This is a genomic window from Solimonas terrae, assembly GCF_011067135.1.
Classification (GTDB): Bacteria; Pseudomonadota; Gammaproteobacteria; order Nevskiales; family Nevskiaceae; genus Solimonas; species Solimonas terrae.
On the sequence record NZ_JAAMOW010000002.1, the window covers coordinates 367651 to 385722 of the forward strand.

An 18072-nucleotide genomic window follows, 5' to 3' on the forward strand; every position below is an offset into this window, starting at 1 on the left:
TCGAACATCCGCCGTTACGTCTTGGCAGTGTCCAGCGCGATCGTCAGAAATACCTTCAGGATGTGCTTTGCGTCGACATTCAACTGGTGTGTCTGGAATCGCAAAACCGAAAGGCCGCTGGTCATGGCGAGCAAGTGGGCCGCGATGTTTCTTGCCGGACCGGCAAGCTTTTCGCCGGCGCCCAGAGAGGACGACTCGACAATGCCCGCGAAGTACTCGACGCCGCTTGCGGATACCAGATTCAGTTTCTCTGCGATATCGGGTCTGCCGAGACTGATGCTGTGAACGACGAAGAAGAGGCTGTCGACTGGAGCGTACGGAACCGTTTGATGATCTTCCGCCAGAATCTGGGCGAGAGCCATGAGGTTGAGTCGAAGCGGGCCGCCACGCTTGATGCGAGGTTCCACTCGTTCGAAAACTTCGCCCACTTTTTTCTTCCAGAGTTCCAGAAAAAGATTCTGCTTGTCACCAAAGGCGTAGTACACCGGATAGCGCGAGACGCCGGCAGACTCGGCGACTTCTTCCATCGTGCTGGCCTCGTAGCCCTTCTCGCAGAACATCACCCAGGCAGCATCAAGCATGGATTCGGTTCGTCTGATTTTCTGGTCGGCGCGAGAAAGTCGCTGAACGCCGACGCGTTTGAGTTTGGTTGCCATGGGCCTGAAGGTCGGTTTTCAATTCGATGCAGCGAAAGACATGATAATACAGCGTGTATTATAAATATGTACTCCGCGGGTGCACCGGTCGCCTCAACTCGGCGCCGCCGGCGGGCCGCTGCCGAGCAAGGCTGCACATCGAATTGCGTGGCATGCCGGGATGCCGGGACAGCGAGCGTGACGCTATACGACCCTGCGAACGTCGGCGACTGCCGGAGCGCCCGGGTTGAGCTGCACCTCGGAGTGGGCCATTGAGAGACGAGCCGTCGATCCAAATGCGTCCGCCGTCTGGTGAATACGAACGCGCGCTGCTGCGGTCGGTGCCGATACCACGGGCCTCGAAGCTGAGCTATGCGGCGGGTTCGGTCCTCGACCTGACCGTGAACACCAGCATCAATGTCTTTCTGTTGTTCTATGCAAGCGTGGTCTGCGGCTTGTCGGCGGCACTGTCGGGTGGCGCCTTGGCGATGGGCCTGATCGTCGATGCGGTCGCTGACCCGCTTATCGGATCGCTGTCTGACAATCATCACTCGCGGTGGGGCCGTCGTCTGCCCTTCATGGTCCTTGGCGCGCCTGTTCTGCTGTTGAGTTTCGTTTTGCTGTTTTCCCTGCCACAGCTGACGAATCAGTGGGTGCTCTTTGCAACCCTGTCTGCGGCCTGCATTGCAGTCCGTGTCAGCCTGTCGCTGTTCAATCTGCCGTACTTCGCTGTCGGTGCGGAGATCAGCGATGATGCCGGCGAACGCTCCGACATCATCGCCTGGCGCTGGCTCGCGGGAATGCTCGCGGCCCTTGTGACGGTTGCACTGGGATTCAGCGTCTTCTTCAAAGGTCCGCACGGAACTGGTACACGTGCGGCATATGCGCCCTTCGCGATGACCCTTGCCGCAATGATGTGCGTGGCTGCTATGCTGTCGATGAGTGCCGTTCGCCAAACGCTGCCACGTCAGCACTTGCCACCGCCCCGTGGCTCGGCGTCTGTCACCGGCTTCTTCTTGGAACTCGGCGAGTTGGCTGCAAATCGTACGTTCCTCGTCGTCTTCGTCGTCGCTCTATTGTTCGCGGCGGCGCAAGGGATTACGCAGTCGCTTGGTCTTCACGCCAACACGTTCTTCTGGCGATTGACAAGCGACCAGATCCAGCTGGTGACCCTGGCATTTCCCGTCGGATTGATTCTGGGCGCGCCCTGTGCGGGCTCGATTGTTGCCAGGCTGGAACGCCGCACCGCTGCATTCATCGGTTTGAGCGGACTGATTCTGGCGCAGGCAACGCCGGCCGCTCTGAAGCTTTCCGGTTTGCTGAAGCCCGAGGTGCTGCCTTTGGCTGAAGTCCTGGCACTCTCCGCCCTGGCCGGCGGTGCGATGACGACGGTCGCCGCAATCGCGTTGCTGTCGATGATAACCGACGCCGCCGACGAACATGAGCTCCGCTTCGGTGCACGCCGTGAGGGGCTGTACTTCGCAAGCTGGAGTTTTGCGAGCAAGGCGGCGAGTGGGCTCGGGACCTTTCTGTCCGGCATTGCACTGCAGGCGATCAACTTTCCCGTCGGAGACGTCGACTCGACAACGGTGCTACCTGCAGCGACAGCCAATGCGCTGGGCTTCATCTATGGCCCTGGGGCAGCTGTGCTGTCCGCGCTGTCCGTTGCCGTTCTCCTCAGATATCGTCTGAACCGGAACACGCACTCGGCGATACTTGCCGAGCTTCAGCGAAGACGAGCTGTTGGCCGAGGCCACTGGGCAAGTGAGTGAGCAGAACGAACGTGTCGGGAATCAAGCGTTCGAGCAGGCGACAGGATACTGTCTGCTCGACCTTCTTGATTCCCGCGCTTGATCATGCCGGTACGACACAGCTGCGTCATGCCGAGATGGCCGCGCTCAAGCGCGGTTCACGGTCCCGGACGCTGGCCGCCGCAGAGGATGTCGGTGACGCGCTCGGTGTCCATGTATTCCTTGAACTCGGCGAGCTTGCCGTCGCGGAAGCGCATGAAGAAGTGGTACTGGTTGCGGTAGCGCTGGCCGGACACGTGGTCGCCTTCCGATTCGGCTTCGACGGCGACGCGATCGTCCTCGGCGGTCATCGCCTTGATCGTGAAACGGATGCCGTTCGGGAAGACTTCGAACACGCTGCCTGCAGCCTGGGCGATCTGCGCCTTGCCGAATTTTCCCGAGATCAGGGTGTTGCCGGTGGTGAGGCAGTAGCCATCATCGGCATAGGCAGCAATGATCGCCGGCACGTCACCGCGATTGAGCGCGTCGAAAAATGCGTGCGCCAGTTGCTTGTTGCGTTCGATGCTCATCGCTACTCCTGTTGCGGTGCCGGGCACGTTTTCCGTTCCGCAAGCCTGCGCGTCGCCTGCATCGGCCGCCCCCTCGGATCGGACTAGCCGGGTGATTGGCACGCCTGGCCTCGTCATGCGGCGCGGCGACCGGTCGCCGACGGCGAGCACGAAGCTCATGAGCGGTCGGCATCGGGCGGCGCGGTCGCGCGAAGCGCCGCCAGGACCCGATGTCGTTTGGCCATGCCGACGGTCCGTTGTCCGCCACCGGCGGATTGGCGTTGTCGCGGGCAGGGGCCGGGCGGCGCCGGTCTGCCGATCGGGTGTCCGCTGCTGTCCGCTCGCTGTTCGCGGACAGCGGCACGAGCCGGACGAATTCTGGAAATTCCTTTTCAGTCAATGTAGTGCCGAACGAAGCCCGGCTGGCACAGGCGCTGCGTAGTAGCCCTTGAATCCAGAGTGGGGCACTGGCAATGCGGATGGTGGCAGCGGCGGTACTGATCAGTGTGTTCGGCGCCTCGCCGGCGCAGGCCAACAGCCTGCTCGATGCGTATCGCGCCGCACAGCACAACGATGCGGTGCTCGATGCGGCGCTCGCGGTGCGGGATGCGGCGGTCGAAGTGCAGCCGCAGGCGCGCGCCTTGCTGCTGCCGACGGTGACCGCCACGGCTTCCGCGGCGCGCGAACACTACCGGCTCGATGGTGCGAATTCGGTGGTCGGCGATCCGTCGAATCCGACACCGGCCGACGACAACGCGAACTTCGCGGCGACGCGCAGGACCTACGGCCTGGATCTCGATCAGCCGCTGTGGAGCGTCGAGTCGTTCCAGAAGTTGCGACAGTCCAGTCTCGAGGTCGCGCAGGCCGAAGCGGCGTATCGCGATGCGCAGCAGGCGCTGATCCTGCGCGTCGCCGAATCCTATTTCGCCGTGCTCGCGGCAGCCGACAACCTCAGCGCCAATCGTTCGGAGCGCGAGGCCTACGGAGCGCTGGTCGACCAGGCGCAGAAGAAACTGCAGACCGGTCTGGGCGCGCGCATTGGCGTCGAGGAGGCGCAGTCGTTCTACACGCTGACCGGGCAGTCGGTCAGCGACTCCGAACTGGCACTGCTCGACGCCCGGCGCGCCCTGCTGCAGATGACGCGCCTGTCGACGGCGATCGTGCCGCTGCGCGGCGAGATTCCGCTGGTATCGCCGCGGCCGGCGAGTTCGGACGACTGGCTGGTTGCGACGCGCGACGACAACTACGGCGTGCAGGCGGCCGAACTGGCGGCAGCCGCCGCGCAGCGCGGCGTCGCGGTCGTGCGCGGGCGTTACTGGCCGACGATTTCGTTGCAAGGTTCGCTGGGCAAGACGGAAGTCCCGGACGTGCTCGGCGGCGATCAGCGCGTCGACAGCATCGGCGTGGTCGCACAGTGGCCGATCTTCCAGGGTGGAATGGTGCGCTCGCAGACCCGAGAGGCCGAGGCGCGATTTCGCCAGAGCTGGGCCGAATATCAGAATCGCAAGCGGCAGGCCGAGCGCGACACGCTCGCCGCTTACCGCGGCGTGATCGCCGGCATCCGCAATATCCGCTCCGGGCGGCTCGCGGTCGATGCCAATCGCACGGCAGTCGAGGCCAGCCAGAACGGCGTCGAGGCCGGCACCCGCACGGAGTTCGATCTGCTCAATGCGCAGACCAATTACTACGCGGCCCTGCGCGCGTACTACCAGTCGCGTTACGACTATCTGGACAACAGCCTGAAGCTCAAGGCGCAGGCCGGGCGGCTGACCGAAGCGGATCTGGTGGCTGTCGATGCCGAACTGGCCGATGACGGCAGCCAGATCGAAATGCCGGACGAACAGGCGCCATGAGGGGCCAGGCAAAACTGTCCGCAGTGTCCGCGGCAGCTGTCCGCGGACGCCTCGCCGGCACCGTCGGCCCGGAGGAGAAGTCTTTGATAACAGTAATTTATCGCGTCGCTGACGGCTGGTATGGCGCTTGCGCCATCGAAAGCCGGACCGCGAATCGCGGCGGGGAACCGGCATGACCATGATGATTCGGGATACCAGCGGGCAGGATCGCGTGATCGCGCGGACGCCGTGGTGGCGGCGCCATCGCAAGTGGTTGCTGATCGGCGGCATCGCGGCACTGGTGCTCGCGCTGATCGTGCCGGTCACGCTGCGCTCGCTGTCGGCGGGCACATCGGTCAGCCGGCAGCGCATCAGCATCGCCACCGTGGAGCGCGGCGATTTCACGCGCGACATTTCCGCCGAAGGCCGCGTCGTCGCCGCCGTCAGCCCGACACTGTATGCACCGGCGCCGGGCTCGGTGCGCTTCAGCGTGCAGGCCGGCGGCAAGGTCGACAAGGATCAGGTGATCGGCAGCGTCGACAGTCCGGAGCTGACCAGCAAGCTCGCACAGGAGCGCGCCAATCTCGAAGCGCTGCAGGTCGATTACTCGCGTGCGCAACTCGATGCCAGGCAGCAGGCGCTGGTGGCGGAGCAGACGCTGGAGCAGGCGCAGATCGATCGCCAGACCGCGGTCACCGAACAGGAGCGCACGAAGAAGGCTTTCGAGCTCGGCGTGACGCCGGAGATCGAAGTGCTGCGCACGCAGGCCGCGCTGCAGAAGGCCGAGATCGCCCTGAAGCGGGCCGACACCGATCACGAGCTGCAGAAGGAAGGGCGTCGCTTCGATGTCGAGGCCAGGCGCCTCGCGCGCGATCGCCAGCAGCTGATGGTCGACGATCTGCAGCGTCAGGTCGATCTGCTGACGCTGCGCTCGCCGGTGTCCGGTCAGGTCGGCCAGTTGATGGTCACCGACCGTTCGACGGTCGCCAAGGACGCGGCACTGCTGACGGTTGTCGATCTGTCCGCGCTCGAGGTCGAGGTCAAGGTGCCGGAGAGCTTCGCGCGCGATCTTGCCGTCGGCATGCCGGCGACGATTCGCGGCAATGGCAGCGAATGGCGCGGCGAGGTCAGTGCGGTGGCGCCGGAAGTCGTCAACGGTGAAGTGACGGCGCGTGTTCGCTTTGTCGGCGAGGCGCCGCAGGGTCTGCGCCAGAGCCAGCGCCTGTCGGTGCGTGTCGTGCTCGACGAACGCAAGAACGTGGTGATGGTGGCGCGCGGTCCGTTCCTGGACCTCGGTCGCGGTACGACGGCCTATGTGGTCGACGGCGACATCGCCGAGAAGCGTGCCATCCGCACCGGCGCCGCCAGCGTCGACAAGGTCGAAATTCTCGACGGGTTGCAGCCGGGCGATCAGATCGTCATTTCCGGCACCGATACCTTCAACGACGCCGATCGCGTCGCCCTCAGTCGCTGAGCCGACACGAGCCCTAACTCTGGAGAGGATGTTCCCATGCTGAAGATGACGCATCTGGCCAAGGCCTTTCGCACCGAAGTCGTCGAAACCTACGCGCTGCGCGATTTCTCGATACATGTGCGCACCGGCGAGTTCGTCGCCGTGACGGGGCCGTCGGGTTCCGGCAAGACCACGTTCCTGAACATCGCCGGCCTGCTGGAAACGCCGACCGGCGGCAGTTACGAGCTGGACGGTGAAGACGTCAGCCGGCTCGGCGACGACGCCCGCTCGCGCATCCGCAACGGCAAGATCGGTTTCATCTTCCAGGCGTTCAACCTGATTCCCGACCTCAACATCTACGACAACGTCGATGTGCCGCTGCGTTATCGCAAGATGTCGGGCGCCGAACGCAAGAAGCGCATCGGCGAGGCCCTGGAACGCGTCGGCCTGTCGGCCCGTCTGCGCCACTATCCGGCCGAACTGTCCGGCGGCCAGCAGCAGCGCGTCGCGATCGCGCGCGCGCTGGCCGGCTCGCCGAAGCTCCTGCTGGCCGATGAACCGACCGGCAATCTCGACTCGCAGATGGCGCGCGCCGTGATGCAGCTGCTCGAAGAGATCCACCGCGACGGGGCGACCATCGTCATGGTCACGCACGATCCGGAACTGGCGGCGCGCGCGCAGCGCAATGTCCATGTGATCGACGGCCAGGTCGTCGATCTCGGCGAAGCGCCGACGCTACGCATGAACGTCGCTGCCAACGCCTGAGGAGACGACCATGCTCCGCTATTACGCCTGGCTGGCGGCGCGCAGCCTCAAGAGAAATCCGGCGCTGACGGCGCTGATGGTGCTGGCGATCGGTCTCGGCATCGGCGCCAGCATCACCACGCTGACGGTGCTGCACATCCTCTCCGGTGACCCGATCCCGGAGAAGAGCGCGCGACTTTTCTATCCGCAGATCGATCCGCGCACCATCAACGACTACCACCCGGGCGAGGCACCGGCAGAGCAGGTCACATATCCGGATGGCATGAATCTGCTGCAGGCCAAGCGTGCTGACCGGCAGGCGCTGATGACCGGCGGCGGCGCGGTCGTGCTGCCGGACGATGCGGCGATCGATCCGTTTTCGGTCGATGCGCGTTACACGACGGCCGACTTCTTCGCGATGTTCGACGCGCCGTTCCAGTACGGCAGCGGCTGGAAGGCGGCCGACGACGACGCGCATGCGCGCGACGTCGTGATCACCAGGAGTCTCAACAAGAAGGTCTTTGGTGGTGGCAACAGTGTCGGCAAGACGCTGCGCCTGCAGAGTACCGATTTTCGTGTGGTCGGCGTGCTCGACGACTGGCGGCCGACCCCGCATTTCTACGACCTCAACAGCGCGCGCTACAGCGACTACGAGGAGGTCTTTCTGCCGCTGTCGACGGCGATGGAACTGGAATTCGGCCGCAACGGTTCGATGGATTGCTGGGACAACACGCCCGACGGCGACCAGCTGCACTCGCCGAACTGCTCATGGCTGCAGTTCTGGGTGGAGCTCGATACACCGGAAAAAGCGAAGGCATACCAGGCTTTCCTCAACAACTACTCCGACGAGCAGCGCAGTCAGGGCCGTTTCCCGCGGCCGAACAATGTGCGGCTGCCGACTGTGATGCAGTGGCTGGACGATCAGAAGGTCGTGCCGACCGACGTGCGTCTGCAGGTCTGGTTGTCGTTCGGATTTCTCGCGGTCTGTCTGGTCAACACCATCGGTCTGATGCTCGCCAAGTTCCTGCGTCGCAACGGCGAGATCGCGGTGCGTCGTGCGATCGGCGCGCCCCGTCGCGAAATCTTCGCGCAGTTCCTCGTCGAAGCCGGTGCGGTCGCCGGCGCAGTGCTTGGTCTGCTGCTGGCCTTGTTCGGGCTTTGGGGGGTGCGCCAGCAGGCAGCCGACTATGCGGAACTGGCGCACATCGATCCGACCATGCTGTTGATGACCCTGCTGCTGGCGCTGGCGACCGCCCTGCTGTCGGGGCTGTTGCCGGCCTGGCGGGCGTGCCAGGTGACGCCGGCATTGCAACTGAAAAGCGACTGAGGAAACGACAATGGATATCGCCCCAATCATCGCGGCACTGAAGCGGCAGAAGACGGCGGCGGCACTGATTGCGATCGAGATCGCCCTGTCCTGCGCGATCATCTGCAACGTGCTGTTCCTGATCACACATCGTCTCGAGCGCAGTCACGTGCCCAGCGGCGTCGTCGAAGACGAGCTGGTCTACATCCGTACCGCCGGCATCGGCGCCAGCGGCGGTGACGATCCCATGGTCCGCGCCCGCGAGGACCGCGCAGCGCTGGCCAGCATTCCCGGCGTGAAGTCGGCAACCATCATCAATCAGATCCCGTTCGGGCACTCGTCCTGGAATACCGGGGTGAAGCTGGCCGCGGACCAGCAGCAGACCAGCGCCAACGTCGGTGCTTATTACGCCGATGAGCATATGCTTGACAGTTTCGGGGTGAAGCTGATCGCCGGGCGCCAGTTCACATCCGACGAGTTTCTGAACTTCGATGACGTGCTCAAGGGCAAGAGCGATCCGCCGTCCTCGATGATCATCACCAAGACGCTGGCCCGGCGCCTGTTCGGCGACGAGAACGCCATCGGCAAGAACATTTATCTGGACGACACGAAGCCGACCCGCGTGATCGGCATCGTCGAGCATCTGATCCGGCCGAATTTCGGCAGTGACCTGATCGACGCCGACAGCAGCATGATCCTGCCGGTGCGTCTCAGTCTCGGGTACGGCCAGTTTGTGTTGCGCACCGACCCCGGCAACCGTGACGCCGTGATCGCCGCCGCCAGGAAGAAGCTCAAGGAGGTTTCCCCGAACCGCATCGTGCTCGACGCCAAAACGCTGGAGAGCGCGCGCAGCGACTACTTCAAGCAGGATCGCGTGATGGCCGGGCTGCTGGTCGCCGTGGTGATATCGCTGCTGATCGTCACCGCGCTCGGCATCGTCGGCCTCGCCAGCTTCTGGGTACAGCGCCGCCGCCGCCAGATCGGCATCCGTCGCGCGCTCGGTGCGACGCGTCGGCAGATCCTGCATTACTTCCAGACCGAGAATTTCCTGATCGTCACGGTCGGCATCGTCATCGGCATGGGTGCCGCCTATGCGATCAGCGGCTGGCTGATGCATCAGTACGAACTGCCGAGGCTGCCGCTGTATTACCTGCCGGTGGGCGCCGTCGCCTTGTGGCTGCTTGGACAGTTGTCAGTGCTCGCGCCGGCCTTGCGTGCGGCGTCGGTGCCGCCGGCCACGGCGACGCGCACGGTCTGAATGTCGAGGTTCCGTTTTGCTCCCAAGCTTGCGCGCCGCTCGCCGGCGCGTCTTCCTGGGGGCCGGTCACAGGCTATGATCGAAGCGTATTCCAACCTTTTCCGCAGGCCCTGCATCTGTGATGCATGGCACGACGAACCGACATGCGCAGTGTCCTGATCATCGATGACAACGCCGCCGTGCGCGAGGCACTGGGCCTGCTGCTGTCCCTGCACGAGATTCGCGCGCGTGGCGCCGCGACGCCCGAGGAAGGTCTGGCGATGCTGATGGTGGAGCGCATCGATCTGGTGATCGCCGACATGAATTTCCGCGCCGACACGACGTCGGGCGAGGAAGGTGTCGCGCTGTTTCGCGCGATCCGCGAGCGCTATCCGGACATGCCGGTGATGCTGCTGACGGCGTGGACGCATCTGGAGACCGCGGTCGAACTGGTCAAGGCCGGCGCGGCCGACTATCTGGCCAAGCCCTGGGACGACAACAAGCTGCTGACGACGGTCGAGAACCTGCTTGAGCTGTCGGAGGCCAGCCGCACGATGTCGCGTCTGCGCAGCGAGCGCCGGCGGCGGCGTGAAGAGCTGGCGCGTCGCTACGACTTGCGCGGCCTGGTCTATGGTTCGGAAGCGATGGAGCGCGTCGTCGAGCTCGCCTGCCAGGTCGCGCGCGCCGACGTACCGGTGCTGATCACCGGCCCGAACGGCGCCGGCAAGGAACGCATCGCACAGATCGTGCACGCCAACTCGGCGGTTCGCGACGGCCCGTTCATCGCCGTCAATTGCGGCGCCTTGCCGAGCGAGCTGATCGAGGCTGAGCTGTTCGGTGCCGAAGCCGGCGCGTACACGGGCGCCAACCGCGCGCGGGAAGGCCGTTTCGAGGCGGCCGACGGCGGCACCCTGTTTCTCGACGAGATCGGCAATCTGCCGCTGTCCGGACAGGTGAAGCTGCTGCGCGTGCTCGAGACCGGACAGTTCGAGCGGCTCGGTTCGTCGCGCACCCGGCAGGTCAAGGTGCGGGTGCTGAGCGCGACCAATGCCGAGCTTGCGAAGCTGATCGCCGACGGCGGCTTCCGCCAGGATCTGTACTACCGGCTCAACCTGATCGAAGTCGCCCTGCCGCCGCTGGCCGAGCGCAGCGACGACATCCTGCCGCTCGCCGAATTCTTCGTCGGCGATGCCGCGCAATTTTCCGACGAGGCGCGTGAGGCGCTGCTCGATTACCACTGGCCGGGCAATGTCCGCGAGCTGCGCAACGCGGTCGAGCGCGCGCGGCTGCTGTGCCGGGCCGGGGTGATTCGGGCCGCCGATCTGGGACTGCCGCAGCAGCGCAGGGCTGGCGCACGTGGCGGCGACGAACCGGATCGCGAGACCATCGCCGCGGCGCTGAAGGCCAGCGGCGGCAACATCAGCCGCACCGCACAGAGTCTCGGCATGTCGCGACAGGCGCTGTACCGGCGCATGGATCGCCACGGTTTCGAGACTGCCGGCAGCTGAGCCGATCCGCCGCGCGGCAGCGGCTGCTACGCTGCACGGCATCGCTCCGCAGGCTTCGCTCATGCGCCCGTTTTCGCTGCAGGCTCGCCTCAGTCTGGTGTTTGTGATCGTTTCCGCGCTTGCGGCGATGGCGGCGGTCCTGGTTGCGCAACGCACGGCATCGATGCTGTTGGCGGCGCTGGCGGCCACTGCCGTCGCGCTGCTGGCTGGCAGCTGGCTGGCGCACCAGCTGGTGCAGCCGCTGGAGCGTCTGCTGCGCGCGCTCGAAGGGGCGGTCGCGAGCTTTCGCGACGGCGATTTCAGTTTCTCGATCGCCGACGATCGCCGTGGTCCGCTCGGCGCGCTGACGCGGCTGCACAATGCGCTGGGTCAGACCCTGCGCGAGCAGCGCCAGCATCTGACGCAACGCGAGCTGCTGCTCGATACGGTCGTGCAGAACACGCCGACCGCGCTGGTGCTGGTCGACGACAGTGGTCACGTTGCCTACGCCAATCTCGCCGCGCGGCAGCTGTTCAACGACAACCGCAGCCTCGCCGGCATGTCGTTCGAGGCGATCGTCGCGTCCGGCCCCGCGTCGATGCGCGAGGCGCTGGCGGAAGGTGGCGACGCCCTGTTCAGCGTCGACTTCAGCGAAGGCGAGGAGACCTTTCACCTCTCCCAGCGAGGCTTCCGCCTGCAGGGGCGCGGCCATCGTCTCTATCTGTTCCGGCGCATGACGCGCGAGCTGTCGCGTCAGGAAGTCGCGACCTGGAAGAAAGTGATCCGTGTCATGAGCCATGAACTCAACAATTCGCTGGCGCCGATCTCGTCGCTCGCGCATTCCGGCGGCGAACTGGCGCGGCGCGGACAGACCGAACGTCTGCCGGACGTGTTCGCCAGCATCGGCGGCCGTGCCAAACACCTGCATTCGTTCATCGAGAGCTATGCCACGTTCGCGCGCCTGCCGGCGCCGCGGCCTGAGGCGGTCGTCTGGCAGGATCTGGTTTCCGCGCTGCGCCTGCAGGCCGAATTCCGGGTCGCGGGCAGCGTTCCGGACGGCCAGGCGCGCTTCGATCGTGCGCAGATCGAACAGGTGCTGATCAACCTGCTGAAGAATGCGCACGAGGCGGGCAGCGACGCCGATGCGGTCGAACTGGAGGTCCGGCGCGTGGCCGCGAACTGGCGCGTCGAAGTACGTGATCGCGGCAGCGGCATGAGCGAGACGGTGCTCGCCAACGCCTTGCTGCCGTTCTATTCGACCAAGCGCGCCGGCACAGGGCTGGGTCTGGCGCTGGCGCGCGAGATTGCCGAAGCGCACGGAGGGCGTCTGCAGCTTGCCAATCGCGATGGCGGCGGTCTGCGCGTCAGCCTGATGTTGCCGGCCTGAGCAGCTTCGCCGATTGCGGCGCGGCCCCGGTGCTTGCTACGGTCGAGGCGCGGCCGGCCGATCCGGGCCGTTTCTTGCTAGGCATTCCCGCATGCAGGCTTCCTCCCGTCGCTGGTGGTGGTATGGCGTCTACCTGGCCGTGATGCTTGCGTTCGGCGTCGCCGTGCATGCCGCCGGCAAACGCGTCGACTACAGCTGGCGCTGGGAGCGGATTCCGCAATATCTGATCAGCGACGACGGCACGGAGATGAAGGCACCGTTCGACGGCTTCGTGTCGATCGCGGCCGACCAGAAAAGCCTGACGCTGAAGGAGCTCAAGGGCGGCCGCACGCAGGTGCTCAGCGGTTTCGATGATCTGTTGGTCGGCGACGGCGATCTGGTGTTCCAGAACGATCCGCTGGCGCGCAAGCGAGGCTGGGTCGCCGGCCCGCTGACGATCGGCTTGTGGATGACGCTGAAGATTTCGGCGATCGCGCTGCTGTTCTCGATGCTGTTCGGCCTGATCGCCGGCCTCGGCCGCGTTGCGAAGAATCCGGCGGTTTATGGACTGGCCACGAGCTACGTCGAGCTGATCCGCGGCACGCCGCTGCTGGTGCAGATCTTCATCTTCTATTTCTTCGTCGGCACGGTGCTCAAGCTTTCGGCGTTCACCGCCGGCGTCGCGGCGCTGGCGGTATTCACCGGCGCCTACGTCGCGGAAATCATCCGTGCCGGCATCGAGGCGATTCCGCGCGGGCAGATGGAAGCGGCGCGCAGCCTCGGCATGAGCGTGCCGCAGGCGATGCGCCACGTCGTGCTGCCGCAGGCGTTCCGCAAGACGCTGCCGCCGCTGGCCGGACAGTTCATCAACCTGATCAAGGATTCCTCGCTGGTGTCGGTGATGGCGCTGACCGATCTGACCAAGGCGGGCCGCGAGGTCGTGGCCTCGACCTTCAGTCCGTTCGAGGTCTGGTTCACGGTTGCGGCGATGTATCTGCTCCTGACCGGGACGCTGTCGATCCTGGTCCGGCGTCTGGAAAAGAAACTCGCCCATGACTGACACGCAGGCCGATGTGCTGATCGATGTGCGCGGCGTCTGCAAGACCTTCGCCAACGGCGTGGTCGCGCTGCAGGACGTGTCCCTGCAGGTGCGACGCGGCGAAGTGGTCTGCATCGTCGGCCCGAGCGGCTCCGGGAAATCGACGCTGCTGCGCACGCTCAACGCGCTGGAGACGATCAGCAGTGGCGACGTTGTCGTGCTCGGCCAATCCGTGCATGCCGCGAGAGTCGATCTCGATCGCCTGCGCGCACGCGTCGGTATGGTGTTCCAGTCGTTCAATCTGTTTCCGCACAAGACCGCGCTGGAAAACCTGATGCTGGCGCCACTGGTCGTGTCGCGTACCCCGGCGGCTGAGGTGCGCACCCGCTGCGAGGCCCTGCTGGCCAAGGTCGGTCTCGCCGACAAGCACGACGCGCACCCGGCGCAGCTGTCCGGCGGCCAGCAGCAGCGTGTGGCGATCGCACGTGCGCTGGCGATGCAGCCCGACATCATGCTGTTCGACGAGCCGACATCGGCGCTGGACCCGGAAAAGGTCAACGAGGTGCTCGACGTCATGAAGCTGCTGGCGGGCGAGGGCATGACCATGTGCGTCGTGACCCACGAGATGGGCTTCGCGCGTGCGGTCGCCGACCGCGTCGTGTTCATGGAGGCCGGCGAGATCGTCCATCAGGCGGCACCGGCGTCGTTCTTCGATGCGCCGGACAATGAACGTCTGCGCGGCTTTCTCGGCCAGATTCTCAAGTAGCTCGGGGCCGCCGGTTCCGAGCGGTCCCGAGCCGGTCATCAGGCTGCGCGGCTCAGGGCGCGTGCTGCTGGAAGAAGCGCGCCAGCGCGCCGGTCGCCTGATCGAGTGTCGCGTTGGCCGCGGCGCTGTAGCGGGCGTCGTCGGTGGTTGCCACCTGGGTCGACTTGCTCTTCGACGATCCCGTCATCAGCGCCATGAAGCCGGTGGTCTTGCGGCTCTCGGTCTCGGCGAGATCGGCGAACGACAGATCGGTGGTGAACGGCTTGGTCAGACGGATGTAGGCATCGTCGCCGGAGGCCGTCAGGCCACCCTTGACCTCGTCGGCGCGAACCAGCCCGGTGATCATGTCGGTCACCGCGATGCGCAGCGACACGCCGACTTCCGCCGAATTGGCGGCAAGTCCGGAGTGATTGCCGCTGGAGCTCAGCTGCGCGAAGTCGACCACGAACGTGGGCGAGATCACGTAGGCGTTCAGGTCTTTTGAAAACTCCGGCACGGTGCGCATGTTGTGCTGGCCGAAGGCGCCGAGATTGCCCCAGCCATCGAGCGCGCTCCACCACCACATCGGCATGCCGCTCGGGCTGAACGCGACACCGGTGCGACCGTACGCCGACTTGCTGTACGGCGCGTCGACGCTGCTCGGCGTCAGTTCGAGCCTGGCGAACAGCGGCTGCAGTTCGCTCGCCGGCACCACTTCACGTCCTGCGGCCTTCAGCGCCGCGAGCAGGTTCGCGTACGCGCGATCGGTGATGGCCTGCCGCGTCGCGTTGTCGACGCCGTCGACCGAGACGTGGATCGACGCATGGGCACCGGTCGTGTCGCGACCCGGCAGGTAGCTGGGCCGTACCGAAGCCGAGGCATCGGCTTCGGTGATGAACACGACCCGGAAGCCGGCCACGGCCACGCGATTGCTGTGGCCGAGAAGTTTGCTGACCTTCTTGCCGAACGTGCCGCCTTCGGCGCCGTCGAAATAGGTGTCGGCGTCGATATCGGGCAGGCCGATGCCGGCATTGCCGCCGGCCGCGAGCGCCGCGGTGTCGGTGGCCGCCGCGGCCGCCCCGTCGTCCGCCAGTGCGGCCGTTCCGGCCAGCGATGTCACCGCCAGCATCGTGGCCCACACGATGATCCCTGCTGCTTTCATGTCGACTCCCCCTGGTTCGACGGTAGTCGCCGGCAGGAACCATAGGAAGCGATGTGCCCGATCGGTATTCCCCGAACGGGGCATGCGACTCGCGCCGTACTGAGGCCTGGATCACGGATTGGCTCGCCGTCGCATGCCATGCTGGCGACGTGGCATCAACTCATCCCAAGCTGGCCCCCGCCCTCCGGTGGGGGCTTTTTTTTGGGGTTTCCGGCGCGGATCGGCGTCCGCGAACGCCAGGACGGGGATCTGGTGCCCCCGGCAGGAATCGAACCTGCGACCTGCCGCTTAGGAGGCGGCCGCTCTATCCACTGAGCTACGGAGGCGCATCGGGCCGGCATGATAAGGCATGCGGACGTTTGCGGGTGCGGCACCAAATCTGCAGCAACAGTTTCAAAACCTTGCAGAGTTTCTTGTTTGATCTGGGTTTTCCGGCTAGCATCGAAGCATCATGTTGGCAGGCCCGACGGGCTGGCTCTGGGGGATGACTGTGTTTAAGACGATTCGGCATGGCGTCGCGATTTTCGCTGTTCTTGCGCTGACGGCCTGCGGTGGTGGTGCGGAACTGGGCGATGGCAGCGGCAGCACCACGGGTAGTACCACGGGCGGCAGCACCGAACCTGATGTAGCAACGCTCACGCTGCTGGCGTCGGCGCCGCAGCTGTCGTCGAATGCTTCGGCTGTCGCCAGTGGCGTGACGTTGACGGCCATCGTCAAGGATGCGAACAACAATGTCGTCCCTGGTGTGACGGTCCAATTCGGAACCCCGGACTCGGCCGAGATCAATGTCAGCAATCCGGCGACGACCGACACGAATGGCCGCGCGACGGCAGTCGTGACAACGGGCGGTGACCCTCAGAATCGTACGATTCACGTCACGGCAACTGCAGGATCGCTGCATACGGTTTCGAACATCGACGTGGTCGGCACGAGCTTGAGCATTTCGGGATCGAGCAGCACGCAGATCAGTGTCGATACGCCCTATACGGTCCTGCTGACGGATTCGGCCGGCAACGGCATTGCCGGCAAGACGATCAGCGTTACGACGGACAGCGGCAACACCGTGACACCGGTGGCACCCGTCACTAACGCAGCAGGCCAGGTGACGGTCACGCTCAACGCGACGAAAGCCAGTTCGACGTTGACCGCGACCGCGCTCGGCTTGACTGCGACCAAGGCGGTGACCGTTTCGACCGATCAGTTCACTTTCACCTCTCCTGCCGCCGCTACCGAAGTGAATCTCGGGGCCAGCAAGGCAGTGAAGCTGCGCTGGCTGCGCAGCGGTACGGCGGTTCCCGACGGTACGGTGATCGATTTCACGGCGACCCGCGGGACGCTTCTGGCGGCCTCCGCGACGACGACGGGTGGCGTTGCGACCGTCAACATCAAGTCGAGTGAAGCCGGCTTCTCCGAGATCACGGCCAGCAGCGCCGCGTTTTCGAAGCCGTCGGCGAGCCTTGCCATCGAGTTTGTCGCGACGACGCCCAACATGCTTGACGTACAGGCCAGTCCGGCAGTGCTCGCAACCAATCAGACCAGCGAAATCAGCGCGATCGTCCGTGATCCGGACAACAACCTCGTCAAGAACGCAACGGTGGACTTCTCCCTGTCCGATCTGACCGGCGGTGTGCTGTCGTCCGCCAGTGCCGTAACGAACAGTCAGGGTCTGGCGAAGGTCACCTACACCGCCACCTCGCAGGCCAGCGCCAGTCAGAACGTGGTCGTGACCGGCAAGGTGCGTGGCACGTCGATTACCGACACCGCAATGCTGACGGTCGGCGCGCGGGCGGTCAGCATCACCTTGGGCACAGGTGCCGACATCACGTCGAAGAACATTTCAACATATCAGGATCCCTGGACTGTGCTGATCAACGATTCGGCAGGCAATCCGGTGACCGATGCCGAGTTCACGCTCAGCATCATTCCCCTGGAATTCCGCAAGGGTACGCGGTCCGGCAGCGTCCTGGAGTGCGATAACGAAGACGTCAATCTCAACGACATCATCGAACCTGGCGAAGACAAGGACGGCGATGGCATTCTGGAACCCGGCCGTGTCGCGACCGTGCCGAGCACGGTGACGCTCGACAGCGACGGTACCGGTCAGTTCTTCGTGACCTACCCGAAAGAGTTCGGTGAATTCGTCAAGGTGAAAATCGTTGGCGTTGCGCACGTTGCTGGCACGGAAACGACCGAATCGCGCGCGTTCTGGCTCCGTATTGCCGAGACCGATGCTCCGCATTTGCCTGATGAAAGCCCGTACGGAACCGTTCTGGATTGCGCGGATCCGAATTGAACTGATCCGAGGTAAACGAAACGGCGGCCTTCGGGCCGCCGTTTTCATTGGCGCGATCGATTCAGCAAGCTCATCAGCACGAGGTTGCCGCACGCCACGACCAGCGCGATCAGTCCGGCGCCGAGACCGGTCTCGATCTGATTGCGTTCCCGTGCGATGTCGGCGACCACTTCCGCGCGGGTCCTGGCACGCAGTGCCGGCAGATCCGCTTCGCTGACGTGTTCATGTTGCGTCTGCAGATCGAGCTGCAGATTGAGTTCGGCCGACGCGTCGATGTCGGCTTCGCTGTATGCCGGCAACTCGTACCACTTCAGGCCGTAGTAGCCGCTGAGGCCGATGCCGACGGCGAGCAGCATGAACGGGAAGGCGGCGCGCGAGCGGCGGGCTTGCAGCATGTTCGGAGTCCGGAAAATGAGTAGTTCGGCATTCTAAGGGCTGCAGCACGGCGGTTCTGCCGCGTCTGGGTGAACTTCA

Annotated in this window: 15 protein-coding genes and 1 tRNA gene; 11 read left to right on the forward strand and 5 right to left on the reverse strand. The window is 64.9% G+C overall.

Annotation, left to right across the window (positions count from 1 at the left end; translation table 11 throughout):
• Positions 1 to 14 precede the first annotated feature (14 nt).
• Positions 15 to 656, reverse strand: coding sequence for a TetR/AcrR family transcriptional regulator (locus G7Y85_RS05220; RefSeq protein ID WP_166252841.1), 642 nt, complete (start codon positions 654 to 656; stop codon positions 15 to 17).
• A gap of 251 nt (positions 657 to 907) precedes the next feature.
• On the opposite strand from G7Y85_RS05220, the gene G7Y85_RS05225 reads away from it, so the two are divergent.
• A complete protein-coding gene (locus tag G7Y85_RS05225) occupies positions 908 to 2407 on the forward strand; it encodes an MFS transporter (protein ID WP_166252844.1) in 1500 nt (499 codons plus the stop codon).
• 137 nt (positions 2408 to 2544) lie between these two features.
• Here G7Y85_RS05225 and G7Y85_RS05230 read toward each other — a convergent pair whose 3' ends face one another.
• The gene (locus G7Y85_RS05230; protein WP_166252847.1) at positions 2545 to 2955 is read right to left on the reverse strand and encodes a nuclear transport factor 2 family protein; all 411 of its coding nucleotides are present in this window, start codon (positions 2953 to 2955) and stop codon (positions 2545 to 2547) included.
• Positions 2956 to 3407: 452 nt separating this feature from the next.
• Between G7Y85_RS05230 and G7Y85_RS05235 the strand changes: the two genes are divergently transcribed.
• From G7Y85_RS05235 to G7Y85_RS05275, 9 genes are all read left to right on the forward strand, one after another.
• Positions 3408 to 4787: a TolC family outer membrane protein gene (locus G7Y85_RS05235; RefSeq protein ID WP_166252850.1), complete on the forward strand. Its 1380-nt coding sequence runs from the start codon at positions 3408 to 3410 to the stop codon at positions 4785 to 4787.
• 181 nt (positions 4788 to 4968) lie between these two features.
• The gene (locus tag G7Y85_RS05240) at positions 4969 to 6240 is read left to right on the forward strand and encodes an efflux RND transporter periplasmic adaptor subunit (protein ID WP_166253356.1); all 1272 of its coding nucleotides are present in this window, start codon (positions 4969 to 4971) and stop codon (positions 6238 to 6240) included.
• Positions 6241 to 6276: 36 nt separating this feature from the next.
• Positions 6277 to 6984: an ABC transporter ATP-binding protein gene (locus tag G7Y85_RS05245; RefSeq protein ID WP_166252853.1), complete on the forward strand. Its 708-nt coding sequence runs from the start codon at positions 6277 to 6279 to the stop codon at positions 6982 to 6984.
• A gap of 10 nt (positions 6985 to 6994) precedes the next feature.
• Positions 6995 to 8290, forward strand: coding sequence for an ABC transporter permease (locus tag G7Y85_RS05250; protein WP_166252856.1), 1296 nt, complete (start codon positions 6995 to 6997; stop codon positions 8288 to 8290).
• Between the two features lie 10 nt (positions 8291 to 8300).
• Positions 8301 to 9527 carry an ABC transporter permease gene (locus tag G7Y85_RS05255; protein WP_166252859.1) on the forward strand — a complete coding sequence of 409 codons (1227 nt, stop codon included), beginning with the start codon at positions 8301 to 8303 and terminating at the stop codon, positions 9525 to 9527.
• Between the two features lie 143 nt (positions 9528 to 9670).
• Positions 9671 to 11014 (forward strand): sigma-54-dependent transcriptional regulator, encoded by a 1344-nt coding sequence (locus G7Y85_RS05260; protein ID WP_166252862.1) that lies wholly within the window; start codon positions 9671 to 9673, stop codon positions 11012 to 11014.
• A gap of 61 nt (positions 11015 to 11075) precedes the next feature.
• On the forward strand, positions 11076 to 12380 hold the full coding sequence (locus G7Y85_RS05265; protein WP_166252874.1) for a sensor histidine kinase: 1305 nt from the start codon (positions 11076 to 11078) through the stop codon (positions 12378 to 12380).
• Between the two features lie 91 nt (positions 12381 to 12471).
• Positions 12472 to 13419 (forward strand): amino acid ABC transporter permease, encoded by a 948-nt coding sequence (locus G7Y85_RS05270; protein WP_166252876.1) that lies wholly within the window; start codon positions 12472 to 12474, stop codon positions 13417 to 13419.
• Positions 13412 to 14164 (forward strand): amino acid ABC transporter ATP-binding protein, encoded by a 753-nt coding sequence (locus G7Y85_RS05275; RefSeq protein ID WP_166252878.1) that lies wholly within the window; start codon positions 13412 to 13414, stop codon positions 14162 to 14164. Before G7Y85_RS05270 ends, G7Y85_RS05275 begins: the two co-directional genes overlap by 8 nt.
• A 52-nt stretch (positions 14165 to 14216) precedes the next feature.
• Here G7Y85_RS05275 and G7Y85_RS05280 read toward each other — a convergent pair whose 3' ends face one another.
• Complete coding sequence (locus G7Y85_RS05280) at positions 14217 to 15305, reverse strand: hypothetical protein (RefSeq protein WP_166252880.1); 1089 nt, start codon at positions 15303 to 15305, stop codon at positions 14217 to 14219.
• Positions 15306 to 15555: 250 nt separating this feature from the next.
• Positions 15556 to 15631, reverse strand: a tRNA-Arg gene (locus tag G7Y85_RS05285).
• Between the two features lie 125 nt (positions 15632 to 15756).
• Between G7Y85_RS05285 and G7Y85_RS05290 the strand changes: the two genes are divergently transcribed.
• The gene (locus G7Y85_RS05290) at positions 15757 to 17598 is read left to right on the forward strand and encodes an Ig-like domain-containing protein (protein WP_166252882.1); all 1842 of its coding nucleotides are present in this window, start codon (positions 15757 to 15759) and stop codon (positions 17596 to 17598) included.
• 44 nt (positions 17599 to 17642) lie between these two features.
• Here G7Y85_RS05290 and G7Y85_RS05295 read toward each other — a convergent pair whose 3' ends face one another.
• On the reverse strand, positions 17643 to 17993 hold the full coding sequence (locus G7Y85_RS05295; protein WP_166252884.1) for a hypothetical protein: 351 nt from the start codon (positions 17991 to 17993) through the stop codon (positions 17643 to 17645).
• Positions 17994 to 18072 lie beyond the last annotated feature (79 nt).

Bases quoted from the DNA above. Each gene is read 5' to 3' on its own strand.
- G7Y85_RS05290 (WP_166252882.1), top strand. From the start codon at position 15,757: ATGTTGGCAGGCCCGACGGGCTGGCTCTGGGGGATGACTGTGTTTAAG.
- G7Y85_RS05280 (WP_166252880.1), bottom strand. From the start codon at position 15,305: ATGAAAGCAGCAGGGATCATCGTGTGGGCCACGATGCTGGCGGTGACA.
- G7Y85_RS05220 (WP_166252841.1), bottom strand. From the start codon at position 656: ATGGCAACCAAACTCAAACGCGTCGGCGTTCAGCGACTTTCTCGCGCC.
- G7Y85_RS05265 (WP_166252874.1), top strand. From the start codon at position 11,076: ATGCGCCCGTTTTCGCTGCAGGCTCGCCTCAGTCTGGTGTTTGTGATC.
- G7Y85_RS05240 (WP_166253356.1), top strand. From the start codon at position 4,969: ATGATTCGGGATACCAGCGGGCAGGATCGCGTGATCGCGCGGACGCCG.
- G7Y85_RS05235 (WP_166252850.1), top strand. From the start codon at position 3,408: ATGCGGATGGTGGCAGCGGCGGTACTGATCAGTGTGTTCGGCGCCTCG.
- G7Y85_RS05260 (WP_166252862.1), top strand. From the start codon at position 9,671: ATGCGCAGTGTCCTGATCATCGATGACAACGCCGCCGTGCGCGAGGCA.
- G7Y85_RS05270 (WP_166252876.1), top strand. From the start codon at position 12,472: ATGCAGGCTTCCTCCCGTCGCTGGTGGTGGTATGGCGTCTACCTGGCC.
- G7Y85_RS05275 (WP_166252878.1), top strand. From the start codon at position 13,412: ATGACTGACACGCAGGCCGATGTGCTGATCGATGTGCGCGGCGTCTGC.
- G7Y85_RS05255 (WP_166252859.1), top strand. From the start codon at position 8,301: ATGGATATCGCCCCAATCATCGCGGCACTGAAGCGGCAGAAGACGGCG.
- G7Y85_RS05250 (WP_166252856.1), top strand. From the start codon at position 6,995: ATGCTCCGCTATTACGCCTGGCTGGCGGCGCGCAGCCTCAAGAGAAAT.
- G7Y85_RS05295 (WP_166252884.1), bottom strand. From the start codon at position 17,993: ATGCTGCAAGCCCGCCGCTCGCGCGCCGCCTTCCCGTTCATGCTGCTC.
- G7Y85_RS05245 (WP_166252853.1), top strand. From the start codon at position 6,277: ATGCTGAAGATGACGCATCTGGCCAAGGCCTTTCGCACCGAAGTCGTC.
- G7Y85_RS05230 (WP_166252847.1), bottom strand. From the start codon at position 2,955: ATGAGCATCGAACGCAACAAGCAACTGGCGCACGCATTTTTCGACGCG.